The sequence below is a fragment of the Shewanella sp. GXUN23E genome (assembly GCF_050865035.1).
Lineage (GTDB): Bacteria > Pseudomonadota > Gammaproteobacteria > Enterobacterales > Shewanellaceae > Shewanella.
Window position 1 is genome coordinate 18,674 of the sequence record NZ_JBOZWP010000025.1, and the last position, 18,376, is coordinate 37,049.

Sequence of the window (18,376 nt, forward strand, 5' to 3'; positions counted from 1 at the left end):
AAAAGCGACCCCTTGGGGTCGCCACACTTCAAATCGGAAGTCGAAAGATGGGATTAGCCATCTGAAATTAGGGAGGATGATGAACGATAAAACACTAAGCTAAATGTTCGGTTCATATATTCAGACTGTGATGCGGCGCAAAAGTTCGCTGGCTTTGAAAAAATATCAAAAATATTTATCACCCCCCGGTGGTGACTGGTTATCAAGTACGCCAATGTTATCGGAAACTCCTTTTTCCGACAGACAGTGCCATCAGCTGGTGTTACACCAACTTCGTTAATAGTGTGATCAATTCAGAGCGTGTCAGGGATGCTGATTTAATGTTCTTGATACTTTGGTGAGCCGTCTTGATATAGCACCTTACTGACTTCGCCGGCTCGCAAGCCACAGGGATGTGGCGAATGTCATTAACGCACGACGACTGTATGGATGCAGGAGGTAGCGCAGCGCAGGAGCTGTTGCCGAGGGGGTAATGGTGTTGTCTCAAGCGCATTGAACTCCCGCTGAAACAGAACAACGATTAAATAAAATTGGTATTAATGCCACTGCGGCCAACATTCAGGGATAAAAAAAGCAGCCTCAATTTGGGGCTGCCGGGAGATCAATTCTGATCAAGGGGACTGCGCTAGAAGTCCCAGGGAGAATGATGAACGCGAGAACTAAAATTCCTGTGTTCACTTTGTTAGAGATGCCGCTGGACTGAAAGTTCCGGAAACGATCGAAAAAAATTTAGAATATTTTTTATTTCTTATTTATCAGTGTATTGGCATGCCTGTAAAAAGGATCCTTTCCCTGGCCGCGATCCCGTGGATAGGTTGTGACGGATCCTGCCAGCCCGCCATCATGGCCAATGCTGCTGCGGTAGGGCGGAATATACGTGAAATTCGCTGTTTCAGGCTGTTTTTTACGGCAAAGCTGTTATCATCCCGCTACTGCATTTTTCGTTGTTTAAAGCTATCCATGACTGATTCCGCCTCTTCTTTTATCTACAAAGTGACCCAGGATCCCGCGCATTTAAAGGCCGCAGCCAATCTGGTCGATACCCGGGATGACAATGCCCATCCGTTAAACCATGAATCTTTTTTCCGCTCCCGCTTTGTGGTGGTCGCCATGACCAAAGAAGGTGGCCTGATTGGCTGTGCGGCGATTAAGGAAGGCGAGGGAGAGATTGCCGAAATGGGCTATCTGATGGTGTCTCCGGCCTACCGGCGTCGTGGTGTGGCGCAGAGATTGACTCAGGAGCGGGTGGAAGTTGCCCGTCGTGATGGCGTGAAACTGTTATGGGCAACCGTCAGAGATGAAAACAAAGCCAGCAAGGCCAACTTGCTGAAAAATGGCTGGCAGTTCTGGCGTAACTATCTGAGTATTCGTGGCACTGGCAATGTTGTCGGCTGGTATTGTATGCCGCTGGAAGAAGGGCTGGATGTGGACGCCATGATGGAGTCGCTGGTGGGTGACCGTATTCGTGTCGAATAACCGTTGCCGCTTTGCTTGACACAGGTTGTCGTCTTTAGAGTATTATTTCCCGCTGTTTTTCATGAAGTTTTGAGGTATTCATGCGTCGCCTTTGTTGCTTAGTGCCCGTGTTGTCCCTGTCGATGATGTCGGCAGTTGCCGCCCATGCCGGTGAATTTGAAGTCGGTCTCAATGATGAAGTGGTGTCTGTCGGTGTGACTTCACCGCTGATGCAGGGGCTGAATGGTTCTGCGGGGTATATCTATTCAGAGCCTCAGGGTCATCTGGCACAACTGGGATTGGCATTGACCCATGATGCCGGAGCCCATCACCTGCAATTTGGGGGCAAGCTGGTACATGTGTGGGCGCAGGACCGTCCTGATGGTACCGTGCTGAGTGTCGGTGGACAGTACGGACTGGATTTGGGATCCAATCTGGCCTGGCAATCCTCTGCTTATTACACCCCGTCGGTACTGGCGTTTGGTGATATGGACGGATTTTACGAGCTGGGCAGTGGCATACAGTACAACCTGACTCCACAAATGGGTTTTTACGGCGGTTATCGCTATATTCATTTTGAGTATGAACGTGCCCGCAGCGAGACCTTCGATACTGGTTTTTATGTCGGTGTGAAGGCTCGATTCTAATACCAATTTCGTTTACTCGTTGATCTGTTTCAGCGGGAGTTCAATGCGCTTGAGACAAGGTTATTAATCGCTCCTTGGCAACTGTTCCTGTACTGCGTGAGCGTGTCAGGCATCCTGCTTCTGTGTTGCATTGGTCTCAAATAGAGCATGCGCCTTGAATCTGCATCCCTGACACGCTCTGAATTGATCACACTATTAATGAAGTTGGTATATTCAGTACCGGCTTCAAACGGACAACAAAAAAGCAGGCTGATGCCTGCTTTTTCTTTTCAGATTTGCGGTCAACTCCATTTGTCTGCTGGTGCGCCGAAATTAGCCTCTTCATCGACCATTCTGCGCTTGTTGTCCCGACGGCGGGGTTTGACTTTTTTCACCCTGGACTTCTTGGGCTCGTCATCCCACTTATCAAATCTTTCACTGTGCGACATAGTGCTTCCGTTACATTGATTGTCACTGCCGTCTTTTTAGCCCAGTTGTTATGTGCTGGAAAGCAAAAAATTTTGTCACTGAAGGAAAAAAATCCCATCCACCGGATTTATGACTGTTTTTTTCTTCGCATTCTGGCGACAAACATGCCATCTGAATCTGCCTCATAGGGCCAGACGGTTATCTGAGTCATCTGCTCACCGGTAAATGGATGAGTTGATGGGATGGCTTCAAACTCCGGATGGGCGGTCAGGAAATGGTCAACGACATCACCATTTTCTGCCTGGGCCAGTGAGCAGGTAGCGTACACCAGCACGCCTCCGGGTTTTACTGCTTGACTGGTGCGGCTGAGGATATCCAGCTGCAGCTGCGGTTTATCGCTAACTGCACTGGCATTGTCCAGCCAGCGCATGTCCGGGTTACGACGCCAGGTACCGGTACAGGAGCAGGGAGCATCCACCAGTACACCGTCAAATGCCATGGCATCTACCGGCAGCGCATCACTGCGCCAGGGGGCGACCTGAATATTGTTAAGACCCGCCCGCCGTGCTCGTTTCTGCAGCTCTTCCAGCGCTCTGGGGCGGATATCCGATGCTACCAGCGCAACGGCCTGACCTTTGGCCCGGGACAGAGCACTCAGCTGCAGGCTTTTGCCTCCGGCGCCAGCGCAGGTATCCCACCAGGATTGTCCCGGGGTTGGGTTGCATACCTGCCCTATGACCTGTGATGCCAGATCCTGGATCTCCAGATTGCCATCAACATAGGCAGGGATCTGGTTAAAGTTGATGCTTTTGTGTCCAAGGCTCAGTGCGTCACTGAACCGAACAGACGCAACGGCGGCAATACCATCCTGTTGCAGAGTCTGCACCAGCGTGTCTCGGTCGGTACCCTGAGCTCTTGCCCAGATTGGCGGGCGGGAACTGAGACTGGAGGCCAGCCTTTCAGGAGCCGGGCAGGCGCAATATTGCCAGAACCAGTCGGGCAAGAGGTCTCCGGCAGTGACATCAAGATGCGGGAATACTGCGGCGATAAGCGACTCAGGTGATTGTTCCTGCACATCAGTGCGGATGCCGGCCATTTGTCCCCAGCTTTGCATCAGATCCTGCCAGGGATGTTGCTCCAGCAAGGCGGTCATCGCCAACAGGGCTGGCCAGCTATGGTTCTGCTGCGGTAATTTCCTGAGCCACCCCCACCAGCGAAACAGCCCAAACAGGGTTTCTCTCAGAACTCTTCTGTCCTTGGAGCCATGTTTTTTGTGCTCACGGAAATAGTTGGCCAGTGTTTTGTCGGCGGGCAGGTGACCTTCAGCTATCTGCATCATCAGTTGATGCAGAGTGCGGGCGTAAGTTAACGCCCTTAAGTCGGTGCCGCTGTTTACCTGGAAGGATTCCGCCTCAAAAGCGGGAATAGTGAAAGGAGAGTTTGCCATGGGGTCGCCCGGGAAAATATGGTCACTGCCGGTGACGGGTCAATGCCGGTCTGCATCCGGTGTGGCTGTAAGTCACGGCATTGGCTGTCACTGCTCAAATTGGCGCGAAGTTTAACAAAGAAAGTGCCGGAAGTTGAGTTTTCCGGCACTGCTTCTCAGCGGGTAACCATTTTACTGACGGCTTTAGCCCGCTCATCATCGCTTTGGCTGGCGGATGGCGGAACCTGCAGTGCCCGTTGGCAGGCTGGGCGATTTCCCACGGCTTCCAGCCAGCGTTGCAGGTGATCAAGCCCTTCGACGCTGATGCCGCTCCAATCGTGGATCCTGACCCAGGGCCAGGTTGCCATATCGGCAATACTGTATTCATTGCCACCCAAATACTCGACCTGAGCCAGACGGGTGTTGAGTACTTCCAGCAATCGGCGCCCCTCTTTATGGTAGCGCTCAATAGCCGCCGGGATTTTTTCCGGAAAATATCGGTAGAACACATTGGCCTGACCCATCATTGGGCCGACGCCCCCCATTTGAAACATCAGCCACTGGATCACCACACTGCGGGCGTTGGGGTCAGCCGGCAGGAACTTGCCTGTTTTCTCTGCCAGATACAGCAAAATAGCGCCTGACTCGAAGACTGCAAAGTCGTGGTTGTCAGTATCGACAATGGCCGGAATGCGGCCATTGGGATTGATTGCCAAAAATTCAGGCCGCTTTTGTTCATTGGCCGACAAATCCAGATGATGCAAGCGGTAGGGCAAGGCCATTTCTTCCAGCGCAATCGCGACCTTATAACCGTTTGGGGTTGCTGCCGAGTAGAATTCAATCATAGGTTTATCCTCAGTAATCCAAGTCCATTGCAAAACACAGATAGGCCATCAACTGACTGACGGCGTTGAATTTGGTCAGACAAAATGTGCAAAAATCATGATTCAGTACCTGCTCTCTGGTCACTGGCAGTACGGCGATAAAGTCTTTGCGTTTCAGGTCGACCAGTAACGGATGGCTGGCATCAAAGCCTTTTGGCGGTCTTATCAGGGAATCGCCATCCAGTGCAAACCCGGCGGCTTTCAGCGCCGCTACAGCAGTGTTCCAGCCCCGGGGATTTTCATCCAGACACTGTCTTATTGCTCTGAGCGCCCCGGCATCAGGATGCCAGATCCCGGCTCCCAGAAAACACTCATCCGGCGCAATATGGACATACAGTCCGGGAGCATGTACATCTTTACCCTGAAAATGCCGGAACTGAATACCGATATTGGTTTTGTAAGGGCGCTTGTCGGCACTGAAGCGGGTATCCCGCTGTGGGCGCATCATACTGCCTCCCACCTTTCTGGGGACTGCCGTCAGTCTGGGGGACAGTGCCTGTATGCCTGGCGCCATGTCACTGATGAAACTCAATGCCGGAGCTCTGACCTGAGCTTCATAGTCCACCTGATGTTGCTTAAACCAATCCCGGCTGTTGTGCGTTTCCAGTTGCTGCAGAAATTCAAAGGTACGTTCACTGAACATGGTTGATGTCTCAAATTAATACCGTCAGGTGACAGCTTAACGAACCCCCTGAAAATAAAAAGCCCACCGTAAAGGCGGGCTGTGACTTGCCAAACAGTTTAGCCATCCCGTTTGACAGACTCGCTGAGCAAATTCGCCAGTTGATTCAGGAAGCCCTGGGTATCTTCAGACAACTGGTTGATCTTATTGGTAGACTCTGATGATCTGGAGGCCAGTTGCCGTACTTCATCGGCGACTACGGCAAAGCCTCTGCCGTGCTCACCGGCGCGGGCGGCTTCAATGGCGGCATTGAGAGCGAGCAGGTTGGTCTGGCTGGAAATGCCGTCAATCACTTTGGAGATTTCGGCAATTTCCCCGGACGATTTGGCGACGTTCTCCATGATCACATTCATATCATCCCGCTGATGCACTTCCTTGGTAATATTGCGGACGAACGCGGTATACATGATTTTGCCATCCAGCCTGATTTTGGACAGGGACAACAACCCCCACTCCTGACGACCATCTTTACGAAACACCGGAACTTCGCGGCGGGTACCAACAATCTTGTCATGGCCTGTCTTGCGATTGCCGTTGACATAACTGTCATGGTTGGCCTGAATTTCAGTCGGCACCAGCATCTTGACGTTCTGGCCGATGACCTCAGCCGGCGAGTATCCCCAGAGATCCTCGGCGGCTTTGTTGAAGAAGGTAATAATGTTTTTGTCGTCTATGGTGACGACTGCATCCAGCGCCTGTTCCAGCGTTTGATTGACCGATTCCTGAGTTTCCCGCTGGGCGGTAATGTCTCTGACAAATGCGGTGTAGCCAATGTGACCGTCAATAGCGACTTTAGAGAGCGAAAAGGCAACGAAAATTTCGCGCCCATCCTTGGTTTCCAGCTTGAGTTCGCGACTGGTACCAACAATCTTGTTATTACCGGTGCGGCGGTTGCGATTGACAAATTCATCATGGTTGGCCTGGTACATTTGCGGTACCAGCATGCGTACATTCTGGCCAATAACTTCGTCCCGGTTATATCCCCACAGCGCCTCGGCAGCCGGGTTAAAGAAGGTCACTATATTGTTTTCATCAATAGAGACCACTGCATCAATCGCCTGACGCAATGTCTGATCGATTTCTTCGCGCTTGCGTCTTTCATCGGAGATATCCCTGATGAATGCGGCGTAACCGACCTCGCTGTGCACAGTGGTGCGATTCAGTGCCAGATTAACCCAGGTTTTGCTGCCATCCCTGCGGGTGACTTCAATTTCCCTTTTGGTCCCAACGATTTTGTTCTGACCGGTACGGCGATTGAAGTCCACGTATTTATCGTGATTCGGCTGGTGTTCAACCGGGACCAGCATTTTCACGTTTTTGCCCATTACCTCTTTGGCACTGTATCCCCAGAGCTCTTCGGCCGCGTGGTTCATAAATACCACATTGTTTTTGCCATCGATGATAACCACTGCATCCAATGCCTGTTCCAACGCCTGTTCCATCGCCATATGCAGAGGCTTTTCGGCGTTTTCCTGATTTTGTTGGCTGAACTCTGGCGTGATTTGCTTGGTCTGGCTTTCATTTGCCCGGAATTTGCTGAAAAGTCCCATGTGTTTGTCCTGTTGATTAGGCTGTCTGAAAACGCTGGCACCTTGCTGCGGTGTCATCGGAAATTGCCGTCTCTCGTGGGGTTGTTTCTCAGGGAAACGGCGATTTCACTGCTCTGCAGTAAGTTTAGCCACTGATTTTGAGATTGCGTGACTAATCCACAGCTTGCCCAATAAAAAAGTCGGCCAGATAGCCAGGGACAACAGGGAACAGTTTATGGAGGTAGCAGAGCGCTTATTGCGAATCCCGGCGAAACAGCTCCCAGGCATCCCAGTCCTGCCCCTGATACAGACAACGACCGGACAGACCATCCGGGGTGTCCTTTATCTGGTATTGACCTCCCAGCGCTATGCAATGCTTGGCTGCGGGATTGGCGAGATTGAGAACTTCGGCCTGTTGCTCAGCCGGTGTTGGCTGACAGGCGCTGAGGACCAGTGTGGTACTGGCGATAACGACAGCAAGAGACAATTTCATGGTAACTCCTCAAGAAGGTGGCTCAACCTTAGTTATCTCATGTAAGTCTTTTTATTTTCAAGGTTTTTATATTCTTTGCTGACCGTTGCCACGAGTCGCCAAATGTCGCCAAAAATCCTGTCACTGCGTATCCGGGTAACCAAAGCCCAATCACGGATTGACAGCTCTCTGGTTTAGTTGGTTGTCGCCTTTGAGGGCTTAATCTGGTCTTTGGCTGGTGCTGGAGCCGGAGTTAACCTTAACAGTTGTCCGTCGTTGCTGTCGGTCAGCAGATAGATGGCATCATCCGGCCCGACGGCCACATCGCGGATCCGTCCAAACTGATTGTTGAGCAATTGTTCCTGTGCAACGACTTTGCCGTCCCTGAGCTCAAGCCTGACCAACAGGCCGAATTTCAACGAACCCAACAGCAGGTTGCCGTGCCATTTTTCAAACAGCTTTCCCTGATAACTGCTCAGTCCGGATGGTGCGATGGACGGTACCCAGTAATGTACAGGTTGCTGCATGCCTTCTTTGTGGCTTCCTTCGCCTATGTCAGTACCTGAGCCATAATTTTTGCCGTAAGTGATGACCGGCCAGCCATAGTTGCTGCCTTTGGCTATAAGATTCAGTTCATCCCCGCCCTGCGGGCCGTGCTCGTGAACCCAGATTTCTCCTGTTGGCGTCACTGCAAGTCCCTGAATATTACGGTGGCCATAAGTGTAGATTTCAGGACGCGCTCCTGCGTCCTGCCACTGTGGATTGCCCGGACAGGGCAGCCCATCGAAGGTGATGCGCAGTACACTGCCATTGTGACTGTTTAAGTCCTGCGCGCTGCTGCGCTCTCCTCTGTCACCCAGCGTCAGCCACAGGCAGTCGTCCTGCACGGCCAGACGTCCGCCAAAATGATGCGTCCCGGCAAACCTGGGCGAGGCAGAGAAAATGGTCTCAAGTGCAATCAATCGGTTGGCAACCAGTTTGCCTTTGGCTACGGCCGTGCTGGCCAGGTTGCCATTGCTTTTATCGGCCTCGGCAAAAGCGACAAATATCTCACCGGATGACGCGAAGTCCGGGGAAAGGGCAACGCCAAGCAGGCCACCCTGACCTTTTTTCATGGCATCGGGCGCGCCTTCAATGCGGGTGATTTTGCCCTGACTGTCAATCAACAGCAGTCGGCCATTGCGTTCGCTTACCAGCCAATGTCCCGGCTTACCGGGCAACCAGGCCATGGACCAGGGATGATTTAACCCCGAGGCGACAGGTTGGACATCGATGAGATAATCCGTTGAAGTGACGCTGGCGGCCAGTGCCGGTGCAGCCAGACTGAGGATGCAGGCAAATGTCATATTCAGCTGAAGGCGACGCATGTTAATCATCCTTGTATTACGCGAGGTCAGAGTGTCCAATTTGAAGTGGTTTGGGCTGCGATGCAATCCCGCATATTGATGTTACTGATGCGGGTCATTTGCAGTTGCTTCAGTGTGTCGCCTGACTGTCCGTTCAGCCTGCCGGGGTCAGGCGCAACAACTTACCGTCACTGCTGTCGGTGAGCAGATAAATCGCGCCGTCAGATCCCTGGGCCACATCGACAATCGGTCCGTAGCGATTTTTCAGCAGCCGCTCCTGGCGGAACACTTCACCTTCTCTGAGCTCAAGCCGGATAAGCGTGCCGTATTTCAGTGAGCCCAGAAACAGATTATTCCGCCAGTGGGTAAACAGGTCACCTGAGTAGGAGAGCAGTCCGGATGGTTGAACAGGGCTGACCCACTCATAGACGGCTGGTTGATAATCATTGTCCAGTGGTTCTGACTCATCTCTTAAGCGCGTGATGGTACGGGTGCCTTCTGTGACCACGGGCCAGCCGTAGTTTTTTCCGGCAATCAGCAGGTTGAGCTCATCGCCTCTGTCCGGCCCGGCCTCGTGGGTCCAGATTCTGCCCTGGTTGTCCAGCGCCATGCCCCGGATCTCCCGATGACCTTTACTGACTATTCCGGGTTGTGCTTCTGCCGGCAATTGGGGGGTCCCGCTGCAGGGCTGGCCGGCAACCGTCAGTCGCAATATGCTGCCAGCATGACTGGTCATATCCTGCGCTGAAGCGCTGTCACCCCGGTCGCCAACCGATAACCACAGGCAATCACCATCAAGCAGCATCCGACCGCCAAAGCGTTTGCTGCCGCGATAGGCGGGCTGGGCGGTAAAGATTTGGGTAATTGAGGTCAGCTCATTATTGCTGAGCAAGGCACTGACAACCTTGGTGGCTGCACTGCCATCCGGCTGCTCACCGGCAAAAGCGATAAATACCCTGGCGTCAGCGTCCCTTGTGGGTTGAACAGCCAGTCCGAGCAGACCGCCATCACCTCTTTGCCAGCTTTGAGGCACATTACGGATATCAGTGACAGCGCCGCTGGCAGTCAGGAGCTTAAGTTTGCCACCCCGTTCACTGATCAGCAGTTGCCACTGATCTTTGGTACTTGTTGGCAAAAATGCCATGGCGGTGGGATGGCGCAGATCTGACACCAGAGTTTCCACAAGGATGCGATGTTGCTGACTGTTGAGTATGTCGGTCTGGGCGAGTGCCTGTGTGGTCAACAGGGGAGGGCAAAGCAACAAAAGCAGTAGGCGGCTCAATCTCATGTGTCATCCTGAATTGACTGATTTGTTTCCGGCCAAAGACTTACCGGTTCAGGATTAACATACGCCTTTTGTCTTGATTATTCCTTAATGAATTGCCCCGGTGGCGTCTTTAATCAGTGTTCAAAGATGGCACCGGGGCAACATACAGCGACGTAAAGTTCCGTGCGACACCAGCACAGAAGGCGATATTCACCAAGAAATGCCCTGATGATAAAAGTCCTGTGTACAAGCAGCGCTGACTGAAAAGCCGAAAGTTCGCTTATTGCAATGCGGCGTTAAAGATCTCGCGGCTGGCCTCCAGGTCAATACTGTGATTTTCACCCAGCGCATCCATGGCATTTTTCTGCAGTTGTGTAACCAGAGCATCGACTGCCTGAGATTTATCCTGGCCGTTCCGCTCTTCCTGAGTCAGTACCGTAGCCACTCCAAGACTTTGGAAAAAGTCCTCAATGGCATCTATGGTGCGCCCGGCCAGTTCGCCAGAGGCCTCCAGGCCAAACACATTGCGTCCCAGCTGCTCAAGCTTGGCGCGTTTGAAATCCAGCTGATGGCGCAGCAGCGCCGGCTGGATAATGGCCAGGGTGCGGCCGTGGTCTGTGCCATAGAGGGCGGTTAACTGATGTCCCAGAGCATGGGTTGCCCAGTCGTGCGCCACACCGCTGCCAATCAGGCCATTCAGCGCCTGATTGGCGGTGAACATCAGGTTGGCGCGCCACTCATCGCTGTCCCGGTTATTGAAGCTGCCGCCCAGCTGCAGCAGGGTCTTCAGCAGTGCTTCGGCATAGCCATCCTGCACCATGGCGCCCTGGGGCCAGGTCAGATATTGCTCACAGACATGGACCCAGGCGTCCACCATGCCGTTGATCAGCTGGTGGGTCGGCAGACTTTTCATTACATCCGGGTCAAGTACCGCGAAAACCGGCTGCACATAGGGGGAGCGGAAGCTCAGTTTATCCTGGGTGTCAGTGTTGGAGATGACTGCGCCGCAATTGGACTCAGAGCCGGTGGCCGGCAGCGTCAATACCACGCCCAGTGACAGGGCGTCACTGACTTTATGTTTGCCGGTGACAATATCCCAGCCATCACCTTCAAAGCAGGCGCCTGCGGCCACATATTTGGCGCCGTCAATGACCGAGCCGCCGCCCACCGCCAGAATGAAATCCACCTGTTCGCTGCGGGCCAGTGCGATGGCGTTATCCAGTGTTTGTTTGGTTGGATTGGGCTCAACCCCACCAAACTCCAGCCAGGAATAGCCGGTCAGCGCCTGCTCGACCTGCTGATAGATACCATTGCGTTTGATGGAGCCGCCGCCAAACAGCAACAACACTTTTTGATTTGGGCTGATGATTCGATTGATATTGGCGATTTGACCCTGGCCAAAGAGGATGTGGGTCGGATTCTGGTAATGAAACTGCATATGAGGATCCGTTAACAGGCCCACCCGCCTGAAAGCGGGTGGCAAATGATGGACGGATTCTAAGCGGCGCGTGCCTGGGTCACAACCGATTTTACCCGGTTGTGAGAGCCAGCCTGCGCAGGTTAATGTTGCCGCTCTCTGCCGCCGTGCTCACGGTGACTTTGGTTGCGGGAACCTGTGTGGCTGGATTGCCGCTGTGGTGCCTGGTACTGAGGTTTTGGTCTGGGCTCGGAGCGAACCTGATCGGTATAGGATGACTGATTGCCGGATCTCTGGGGCGGCGTGACCTGTCGCTGAGGTTGCGGGCGTGGCTCATTGGGTTGGCTGTGACGCTCGCGCTGACTGACTTCGGCGGCGTTGTGGCCTGGCCAGCGCTCTCTGTCTTTGGCCGCTAAGCGGTCTGAGCCGGTGGCAACGCGGCGGATTACCGGCTTATCGTCCCGGCCTGTCCGCTCCTGGATGTTGGCTGATTGGCGGCGATCCGGTTGCTTCAGATTTGGTGGCGGTGGCGAGAGATGCCTGCCCGGATCCTGACTGCGGTGCCTGCGGTCCTCTTTGACCGGCGGGTAACCCGGTTTGCCCCTGTCAGATGCCGGGCGCGGTTTTGAACGATCTGAAGCTGTCAGTTGCTCGCGTGTTCTGTGTTGCCAGGCTTTGTCATGGGGAGCCCTGAACTCCCTGTTCTGACGGTCACGACCTTCAAGACGGGGTTTTCCGGGGATACTGACGGCACGGGGGGCGTCCCGATAAATCCGATCATGCACCGAGTGGCTGGCATAGCGCATACCTTTTCTGTGGTGCGGGTCATGATGCCAGCGCTGTGCGCCCTGACTGAAGGCGATACGTTGCCGGTAATGGGGACGGTAGTGATGATGGCCATGTCTGTCTATCAGCAGATATCTGTCACCCCAGTGAATACCGCCAAAGAAAAAGTTGAATGAGATCTGGATACCCGGTCGCCATGAAAACAGTGCGCCCGGAGTGTAGTATCCCAGCCACAGGGGATCTCTGGCCCACCATACCGGTGGATAGGCTGGCCAGCGCCAATAGGGAAACACCAGCCTGGGATCATAGTAAGGTACATAGACAATTTGCGGCGAGACAGATTCAATCACTATCTGCTTTTCCACCCGGGTCACAGTGACCTGCTCCATCTGCTGTAAATTACCGGCATCATCGGCTTGTAGGCGTAACTGCTGCACCATGTCCAGCACCTGACTTTCATCGGCCAGGAATGCATCACCCAGCGCTGAGGTCCAGCTGAGTTCACGGCTCATGCGATCCAGCACTGCAGGGAAGGGCAGCAGTGCTTTAATACTCGGGTCCCAGTCTTTATCTTCGGCCCGCTCAACCAATCTGGCATCGGTCAGCTGTTTGTTCTGCTCGCGCCAGCGCTGGGCTTCCACCACTTCCAGCGGATAAGTCGACGCGATAAGAATATGGGTCAGCAGGCTGTCGGGATACAGGGCAATGGGGGCCAGCAGTTGCGCCAGTCTTGGTTCACTCTGTGGCTGTGCCTGTCCGGCTGCAAAGGCATCGGTGCGGCACATGACAAGCACCAGCGCCAGTATGAGCAGCGCGAGCACTTTATGGTACGACCTGGATGTGGTGTGGTTCATTGGACCTCCCCGCAGCCGCTGGCTGCTCAATTTTGCATCATGGAAGCCAGAGTAACTTTGTCAAGATGAACATCAGCTGAAGGGGAGATTCGACCTCAGACACTGAGGGAAATAAAACGGGTTGGTGGTGGGTGAATGGCTTTAAATGTACCGTCTTGAGTCAACGGCGCTGTTCACGCGGCGTTGAATTGCAGACTGAAACGGGCACCGCCCAGGGTCGGGGATTTATCGATAATCAAGATGGCGCCGTAGCTGTCAGCCAAATCCTGCACAATGGCAAGCCCCAGTCCATGGCCTGCATCATAGGAGTCGGCTCGCTTGCCCCGCTGTACCAGCTCTCCGGCCTTGTTCGCAGGTATGCCGGGACCATCATCCTCAATGGCCAGTGTCAGTACGCCATCGGTCTGAGCGGCACGGATCAATACCCGTGACTGAGCTGCCTTGCAGGCATTGTCCAGCAGATTGCCCAGCATCTCCATCAGATCGGCAGTATCGCCGCGAAACCTCAGTCCATCAGGCAGCTGTTGTGTAAATTCAATGGCGGGATAGAGCTTGTTTAGGGTGCGGCACAGCTTGTCAGCAACCGGCTGCAGCTCGGTCCCCAGATGCCAGGCTGACTCGCCGGCGCTTTGGGCCCGTTTCAGCTGGCGGCTGATGCTCTGGCTGATGGCCTGAATTTGCTCCTGCGCCGATGCCGGCAGCTGTTGCTCGCTCTGCAATACCGCCAGCGGGGTTTTCAGGCTGTGGGCCAGATCCGACAGTGCATTGCGAAAACGTTTACGCTGATTCTGCTCCGTCTGCAGCAGACGATTGAGCTGCTTGGCGACGGATTGCAGCTCAAGTGGATAGTCGGTGGACAGTTGCTCAAGCCTGCCCTGCTCAACATCGTTGAGCTGCTGACGAAAGCGCTGCAGCGGTTTGAGTGTCCACCATAGCCAGCTGCCGCAAATCACTGCCAGCACCAGCGTCAGCACCAGCAGCCAGTTGCGCATCTGCTCGCCGAACTGGGCTGAACTGGCATTGACCTCACTCATATCTTTGATGACATGGACTGTGTAGGGAATATCCGGACCTTCATCGGTGACAAAGCTGACGCTGTAACTCTCGATAAAATGTGGCTGGCCATTGAGGGTGACCTTGCCAAATTGCCGGTCGCCGGTCGCAGGGGTGGGGAGCTCGGGTAAGGGTAAGCCCAGCAGGGAATCAGACTGCCACACGGCTTTGCCCTGGCGACTGATCACTGCATACAGACCGGATTGGATCAGATTGAAACGGTTCTCCAGCAGCGCCGGCGGCATGCGCAACTTGCCCTGCTCAACTTCCGCAACAGCCAGTACGCCGTAGAGATGGGCACCCAGTTCATCTCTGGCGGTCCGTTGCATATGCTGATTGAAGGCATCGACCAGGGTGATCCCCACCAAAGGCAGAACCAGCAGGATCAGCAGGGCAGCGCTGAGCATTACCCTGAATTTCAGGCTGTGGACGCCTGGATTCATACCTGTTCCAGTCGTTTGAGGCGATAGCCCTGACCTCTGAGCGTTTCAATCAAGCCATATTGATTGTCACCATCGAGCTTTTTGCGCAACCGGCGGATAAACACTTCAATGACGTTGGAGTCCAGATCAAAGTCCTGATCATAGATATGCTCAGTCAGTACCGTTTTGGATTTGACCTCTCCCGTGTGCAGCATCAGGTATTCAAACAGCTTGTACTCGGAGCCGCTGAGAGTGATGACTTCCGCCCCTTTTTTCACTTCCAGGGTGCTGGTGTTGATACTGAAAGGACCATTGGAGATCAGCGGGCTGGCCTTGCCGACGCTGCGGCGGATCAGCGCATTGATGCGGGCTACCAGTTCCTGGGGATGGAAAGGTTTGGTGAGGTAATCATCCGCACCGGCATCCAGGCCTTCGACTTTGTCCTGCCAGCCATCGCGGGCGGTGAGGATCAGCACCGGATAGTCTATGTTCAGATTGCGGATACGGGTAATGAGCGAGATGCCGTCCAGCTTGGGCAGGCCGACATCAATAATGGCGGCGTCATACTGATATTCGGTGGCCTGGAACAGTCCTTCTTCACCATCATCGGCGATATCGACGGAAAAATTGGCCTGTTGCAGATGGGTTTTCAGATTGTCCTGCAGGGACTTATCGTCCTCCACCAACAAGAGTCTCATATCAGTCTCCCTGAATTTGTCCTGAGGTGGCGTCTATCTGCACCTGCATCACCCGACCATCGTCGGTGACCAGTTTGACCCGATAGCCTGGATTGCCATTGACGCTGGCGCTTTCCACCTTGAGCACTTTGCCGCCATACCGGCTTTTGGCCATATCTACCGCCTGCTGTGGGCTTTTGACCTTGAGCGCAGCGCCCTGAGCGGCCATCAGCCAAGGTGCCGGCGAGCCCCAGGAGGGCGCCAGAGGCAGCAGCATCAGCAAAATAAGTGTCAGAATTCGTGTGGTTTTCATCCGGGCTGTCCATTGAGCGTCTTGCCCCTCAGTGTAAAAGAATCTATGCCGACAGGGAAAGTGCTGTACGACAACTTCAGACAGGGTTTTAGCCTGCCCGGGATGAACGGACCCTGAACAACCAGATTCCCGACAATCAGTTGAAATGGCTTTTGTGCGTTCAGCTTACGTTCACTCAGCGGACTTTTTAATGGCGCCAGACAGGTAATTCGGGGCATCGATTTATGAGCATAATTCAAACAGCATTCAGGGCTCTCTCAGTTCGTTCCGGCGGCTATGTTCGTTCGGCGCCTATGCTGTTGTTGACCTCTATGCTGGCGACGACTTATTCATCGGCCTGGGCTGCTGATCTGGTCAGCAAAGCCCAAAAGTCAGTCGCTGGCACCACTTCGCAAACAGCACCGCAGGGATTGCAGGGGGAGCTGGATACGCTCAAGGCTCAGCCGGTTGTCAGCCAGCCGCCTGTAACCCGTGCACAAATTCAGGCGCAGAAAGCAGAACGCTTCTTTGCCAACTCCGATTACAGCTGGCACAGCTTTGGCTTTTATGATGCTTTTGCCCGGCTGTTTGATGATGTGGACCGTGATGGTTTTCACAGCACCTTCAGTGTGACTTTCGATGCTGATCTGTATGCCAGCAATCCCTATGAGCAGGTGTGGGTGTACGGTGAATTGTATTTGAGCCGCAATGGCGGTGACTGGATCCATTACTACACCACAGATCCCTTTGTGATCACCGGCAGCTCCCCGAATGACGATTATGAAGTACTGACGACGCTGGAACGTGGCTATCGTCCTGGGGATTACGATGTGCTGATTGATTTGTATGAGGTGGGATACAGCGATGCTGTGGCAACCATCAGCTCTCTGGAGACGGACGATCTTTATGGATTGCCGCTGGAGAGTCTGGATTGGGATGACTGGTATGAAAGTGACAGCTCAGGTCACGGCGGCGGTTCACTGGGCGGCGCCGTCTTGCTTGGGCTGTCACTTCTTTATTGGCGCAGACGGACTCAGGATGAGTGAGGCGGTCTGCCCGAAAAGGAGCGGTTTATGGCGGGTTTTTGTGATGCGGCCGTGATTATGACTTTAAATTAATCTGCCTGATTTGGGTTATGCGTGCCAGATGACGCAATTTTGGTGTAGAATCCCGTGTTTTGTTGAACGACCGAGGTTTCTAATGTCAGCGCTTCCAAATTGCCCAAAATGTAACTCAGAATACACCTACTTCGACGGTACCATGCTGGTATGTCCAGAGTGCGCCCACGAATGGGCAGAGGGTGCAGCAGAGGCAGCCGAAGACGAGCGTGTGATCAAGGATGCCAACGGCAACATCCTGCAGGATGGCGACACAGTTACAGTTATCAAGGACCTGAAGATCAAAGGTTCTTCTTCCGTGGTGAAAGTGGGTACCAAGGTGAAGAACATTCGTCTGGTTGAAGGTGACCATGATATCGATTGTAAAATCGATGGCATCGGTGCCATGTCTCTGAAGTCCCAGTTTGTGAAGAAGGTATAATCCTCTCCATCGGGACTTATCCGCAGAAAAGCGAGCCATGAGCTCGCTTTTTTGTTGCCTGTCTGATGGGCACTGCCCTGGTATACCCGTCTTCGAGACGGATGAGGCTTAAGAAGGCGCAATCCTTACCGGAATGCGTTTGCGGCCAAAGGGCGGTGCAAACCGGGCAAAACGTCCGGCAATCTGGCCACCGCAGTGCTGGCAATGTCCGGTATCATTGAGCCGATACTCGCCAAGCTGATACCAATCGCGCTCGATAACCCGCTGCCGGCAATGGGGACAAAAACTGCTGCTGGCACTGTGATGATGCACATTGCCCACATACACATAATTCAGGCCATTGCGCTGGGCTAGCTGTCTGGCGCGCAGCAGGCTGGCCGCCGACGTTGCGGGAGTGTCCAGCATTTTGAAATCCGAATGAAAGGCGCTGAAATGCAAGGGCACATCAGGCCCGAGTTTATCGGCTATCCAGCACGTCATGGCATCCAGCTCTACATCTGAGTCGTTTTCCCCCGGGATCAGCAAAGTGGTGATTTCCAGCCACACAGCCGTTTCCTTTACCAGATATTCCAGCGTCTCCAGTACCGGGCCCAGACTGGCGCCGCAGCGGCGGTGGTAAAAATCCTCGCTGAAGGCTTTTAAATCGATATTGGCCGCATCCATGTGAGCAAAAAAATGCTCCCGCGGCGCCGGATTGATGTAACCGGCGCTGACGGCCACTGAATAGATCCCCAATTGTTTGCAGGCCATGGCGGTATCGATGGCATATTCCAGAAAAATCACCGGGTCGTTATAGGTAAAAGCCACACTCTTGCAGCCATGTTGTTTGGCCGCCAAGGCGATTTGCGCCGGGCTGGCCAGCCCCGACAGGGTGTCCATCTGCCGCGATTTACTGATGGACCAGTTCTGGCAGTAATGGCAGCCCAGGTTGCAGCCGGCGGTACCAAACGACAGTACACTGGAGCCGGGGTAAAAATGATTCAGCGGTTTCTTTTCAATGGGATCGATACAAAATCCACTGGAGCGGCCATAGGTGGTCAGTACCACTTCACCATCCTGTTCCTGGCGGACAAAGCAGGCGCCGCGCTTGCCCGGACGCAGACTGCACAGCCGTGGGCACAGATCGCACATCACCCGGCCATCATCCAGGCTGTGCCAGTATTGGGTTGGATGCCAGTCATTCATGTTTCACTTCCAGCAGGGCTTTTGAGCTGAGTATA

Annotated in this window: 18 protein-coding genes and 1 pseudogene; 4 read left to right on the forward strand and 15 right to left on the reverse strand. The window is 53.8% G+C overall.

What is annotated here, in order from left to right:
* Positions 1-960 precede the first annotated feature (960 nt).
* Together ACRRUX_RS17725 and ACRRUX_RS17730 are read left to right on the forward strand one after the other, a co-directional pair.
* Positions 961-1,476 carry a GNAT family N-acetyltransferase gene (locus ACRRUX_RS17725; RefSeq protein ID WP_432532804.1) on the forward strand — a complete coding sequence of 172 codons (516 nt, stop codon included), beginning with the start codon at positions 961-963 and terminating at the stop codon, positions 1,474-1,476.
* 80 nt (positions 1,477-1,556) lie between these two features.
* A complete protein-coding gene (locus ACRRUX_RS17730; protein WP_432532806.1) occupies positions 1,557-2,102 on the forward strand; it encodes a YfaZ family outer membrane protein in 546 nt (181 codons plus the stop codon).
* 281 nt (positions 2,103-2,383) lie between these two features.
* Here the strand turns inward: ACRRUX_RS17730 and ACRRUX_RS17735 are convergent, their stop codons facing one another.
* The 14 genes and pseudogenes from ACRRUX_RS17735 to ACRRUX_RS17800 form a co-directional block, all read right to left on the reverse strand.
* Complete coding sequence (locus ACRRUX_RS17735; protein ID WP_432532808.1) at positions 2,384-2,530, reverse strand: hypothetical protein; 147 nt, start codon at positions 2,528-2,530, stop codon at positions 2,384-2,386.
* A 107-nt stretch (positions 2,531-2,637) separates the two neighbouring features.
* Positions 2,638-3,957, reverse strand: a complete 1,320-nt coding sequence (locus tag ACRRUX_RS17740) for an RsmB/NOP family class I SAM-dependent RNA methyltransferase (protein ID WP_432532810.1) — start codon at positions 3,955-3,957, stop codon at positions 2,638-2,640.
* A 155-nt stretch (positions 3,958-4,112) separates the two neighbouring features.
* Positions 4,113-4,781: a glutathione S-transferase family protein gene (locus tag ACRRUX_RS17745; RefSeq protein WP_432532812.1), complete on the reverse strand. Its 669-nt coding sequence runs from the start codon at positions 4,779-4,781 to the stop codon at positions 4,113-4,115.
* A 10-nt stretch (positions 4,782-4,791) separates the two neighbouring features.
* On the reverse strand, positions 4,792-5,463 hold the full coding sequence (locus ACRRUX_RS17750) for a DUF2461 domain-containing protein (protein WP_432532814.1): 672 nt from the start codon (positions 5,461-5,463) through the stop codon (positions 4,792-4,794).
* 98 nt (positions 5,464-5,561) lie between these two features.
* Positions 5,562-5,855: a methyl-accepting chemotaxis protein gene (locus tag ACRRUX_RS17755; protein ID WP_432532907.1), complete on the reverse strand. Its 294-nt coding sequence runs from the start codon at positions 5,853-5,855 to the stop codon at positions 5,562-5,564.
* Positions 5,856-5,879: 24 nt separating this feature from the next.
* Positions 5,880-7,109, reverse strand: a pseudogene (locus ACRRUX_RS17760) (bifunctional diguanylate cyclase/phosphodiesterase); the annotation flags it as partial.
* Positions 7,110-7,284: 175 nt separating this feature from the next.
* Positions 7,285-7,524, reverse strand: coding sequence for a putative hemolysin (locus tag ACRRUX_RS17765; RefSeq protein WP_432532816.1), 240 nt, complete (start codon positions 7,522-7,524; stop codon positions 7,285-7,287).
* Positions 7,525-7,697: 173 nt separating this feature from the next.
* Positions 7,698-8,870: a PQQ-dependent sugar dehydrogenase gene (locus ACRRUX_RS17770; RefSeq protein WP_432532818.1), complete on the reverse strand. Its 1,173-nt coding sequence runs from the start codon at positions 8,868-8,870 to the stop codon at positions 7,698-7,700.
* Positions 8,871-9,003: 133 nt separating this feature from the next.
* Positions 9,004-10,137: a PQQ-dependent sugar dehydrogenase gene (locus ACRRUX_RS17775; RefSeq protein ID WP_432532820.1), complete on the reverse strand. Its 1,134-nt coding sequence runs from the start codon at positions 10,135-10,137 to the stop codon at positions 9,004-9,006.
* Positions 10,138-10,396: 259 nt separating this feature from the next.
* The gene (locus ACRRUX_RS17780) at positions 10,397-11,554 is read right to left on the reverse strand and encodes an iron-containing alcohol dehydrogenase (RefSeq protein ID WP_432532822.1); all 1,158 of its coding nucleotides are present in this window, start codon (positions 11,552-11,554) and stop codon (positions 10,397-10,399) included.
* Between the two features lie 122 nt (positions 11,555-11,676).
* Positions 11,677-13,173 carry a DUF3300 domain-containing protein gene (locus ACRRUX_RS17785; RefSeq protein WP_432532824.1) on the reverse strand — a complete coding sequence of 499 codons (1,497 nt, stop codon included), beginning with the start codon at positions 13,171-13,173 and terminating at the stop codon, positions 11,677-11,679.
* 173 nt (positions 13,174-13,346) lie between these two features.
* Positions 13,347-14,669 carry an ATP-binding protein gene (locus tag ACRRUX_RS17790; protein ID WP_432532826.1) on the reverse strand — a complete coding sequence of 441 codons (1,323 nt, stop codon included), beginning with the start codon at positions 14,667-14,669 and terminating at the stop codon, positions 13,347-13,349.
* A complete protein-coding gene (locus ACRRUX_RS17795) occupies positions 14,666-15,346 on the reverse strand; it encodes a response regulator transcription factor (RefSeq protein WP_432532828.1) in 681 nt (226 codons plus the stop codon). Before ACRRUX_RS17795 ends, ACRRUX_RS17790 begins: the two co-directional genes overlap by 4 nt.
* Before the next feature lies 1 nt (position 15,347).
* Entirely contained in the window at positions 15,348-15,638 is a 291-nt protein-coding gene (locus ACRRUX_RS17800; protein ID WP_432532830.1) for a PepSY domain-containing protein, read from the reverse strand.
* Positions 15,639-15,862: 224 nt separating this feature from the next.
* Between ACRRUX_RS17800 and ACRRUX_RS17805 the strand changes: the two genes are divergently transcribed.
* Both ACRRUX_RS17805 and ACRRUX_RS17810 read left to right on the forward strand, forming a co-directional pair.
* Positions 15,863-16,663, forward strand: coding sequence for a choice-of-anchor H family protein (locus ACRRUX_RS17805; RefSeq protein ID WP_432532832.1), 801 nt, complete (start codon positions 15,863-15,865; stop codon positions 16,661-16,663).
* 154 nt (positions 16,664-16,817) lie between these two features.
* Entirely contained in the window at positions 16,818-17,156 is a 339-nt protein-coding gene (locus tag ACRRUX_RS17810) for a zinc ribbon domain-containing protein YjdM (RefSeq protein WP_432532834.1), read from the forward strand.
* A gap of 108 nt (positions 17,157-17,264) precedes the next feature.
* On the opposite strand, the gene amrS is transcribed toward ACRRUX_RS17810, so the two are convergent.
* Positions 17,265-18,341 (reverse strand): AmmeMemoRadiSam system radical SAM enzyme, encoded by a 1,077-nt coding sequence (amrS, locus tag ACRRUX_RS17815; RefSeq protein WP_432532836.1) that lies wholly within the window; start codon positions 18,339-18,341, stop codon positions 17,265-17,267.
* Positions 18,342-18,376: the final 35 nt, after the last annotated feature.

Excerpts from the sequence above, each read along its gene's own strand:
- ACRRUX_RS17725 (WP_432532804.1), top strand. The coding sequence starts at position 961 with ATGACTGATTCCGCCTCTTCTTTTATCTACAAAGTGACCCAGGATCCC.
- ACRRUX_RS17730 (WP_432532806.1), top strand. The coding sequence starts at position 1,557 with ATGCGTCGCCTTTGTTGCTTAGTGCCCGTGTTGTCCCTGTCGATGATG.
- ACRRUX_RS17735 (WP_432532808.1), bottom strand. The coding sequence starts at position 2,530 with ATGTCGCACAGTGAAAGATTTGATAAGTGGGATGACGAGCCCAAGAAG.
- ACRRUX_RS17740 (WP_432532810.1), bottom strand. The coding sequence starts at position 3,957 with ATGGCAAACTCTCCTTTCACTATTCCCGCTTTTGAGGCGGAATCCTTC.
- ACRRUX_RS17745 (WP_432532812.1), bottom strand. The coding sequence starts at position 4,781 with ATGATTGAATTCTACTCGGCAGCAACCCCAAACGGTTATAAGGTCGCG.
- ACRRUX_RS17750 (WP_432532814.1), bottom strand. The coding sequence starts at position 5,463 with ATGTTCAGTGAACGTACCTTTGAATTTCTGCAGCAACTGGAAACGCAC.
- ACRRUX_RS17755 (WP_432532907.1), bottom strand. The coding sequence starts at position 5,855 with ATGAATGTGATCATGGAGAACGTCGCCAAATCGTCCGGGGAAATTGCC.
- ACRRUX_RS17765 (WP_432532816.1), bottom strand. The coding sequence starts at position 7,524 with ATGAAATTGTCTCTTGCTGTCGTTATCGCCAGTACCACACTGGTCCTC.
- ACRRUX_RS17770 (WP_432532818.1), bottom strand. The coding sequence starts at position 8,870 with ATGCGTCGCCTTCAGCTGAATATGACATTTGCCTGCATCCTCAGTCTG.
- ACRRUX_RS17775 (WP_432532820.1), bottom strand. The coding sequence starts at position 10,137 with ATGAGATTGAGCCGCCTACTGCTTTTGTTGCTTTGCCCTCCCCTGTTG.
- ACRRUX_RS17780 (WP_432532822.1), bottom strand. The coding sequence starts at position 11,554 with ATGCAGTTTCATTACCAGAATCCGACCCACATCCTCTTTGGCCAGGGT.
- ACRRUX_RS17785 (WP_432532824.1), bottom strand. The coding sequence starts at position 13,173 with ATGAACCACACCACATCCAGGTCGTACCATAAAGTGCTCGCGCTGCTC.
- ACRRUX_RS17790 (WP_432532826.1), bottom strand. The coding sequence starts at position 14,669 with ATGAATCCAGGCGTCCACAGCCTGAAATTCAGGGTAATGCTCAGCGCT.
- ACRRUX_RS17795 (WP_432532828.1), bottom strand. The coding sequence starts at position 15,346 with ATGAGACTCTTGTTGGTGGAGGACGATAAGTCCCTGCAGGACAATCTG.
- ACRRUX_RS17800 (WP_432532830.1), bottom strand. The coding sequence starts at position 15,638 with ATGAAAACCACACGAATTCTGACACTTATTTTGCTGATGCTGCTGCCT.
- ACRRUX_RS17805 (WP_432532832.1), top strand. The coding sequence starts at position 15,863 with ATGAGCATAATTCAAACAGCATTCAGGGCTCTCTCAGTTCGTTCCGGC.
- ACRRUX_RS17810 (WP_432532834.1), top strand. The coding sequence starts at position 16,818 with ATGTCAGCGCTTCCAAATTGCCCAAAATGTAACTCAGAATACACCTAC.
- amrS (WP_432532836.1), bottom strand. The coding sequence starts at position 18,341 with ATGAATGACTGGCATCCAACCCAATACTGGCACAGCCTGGATGATGGC.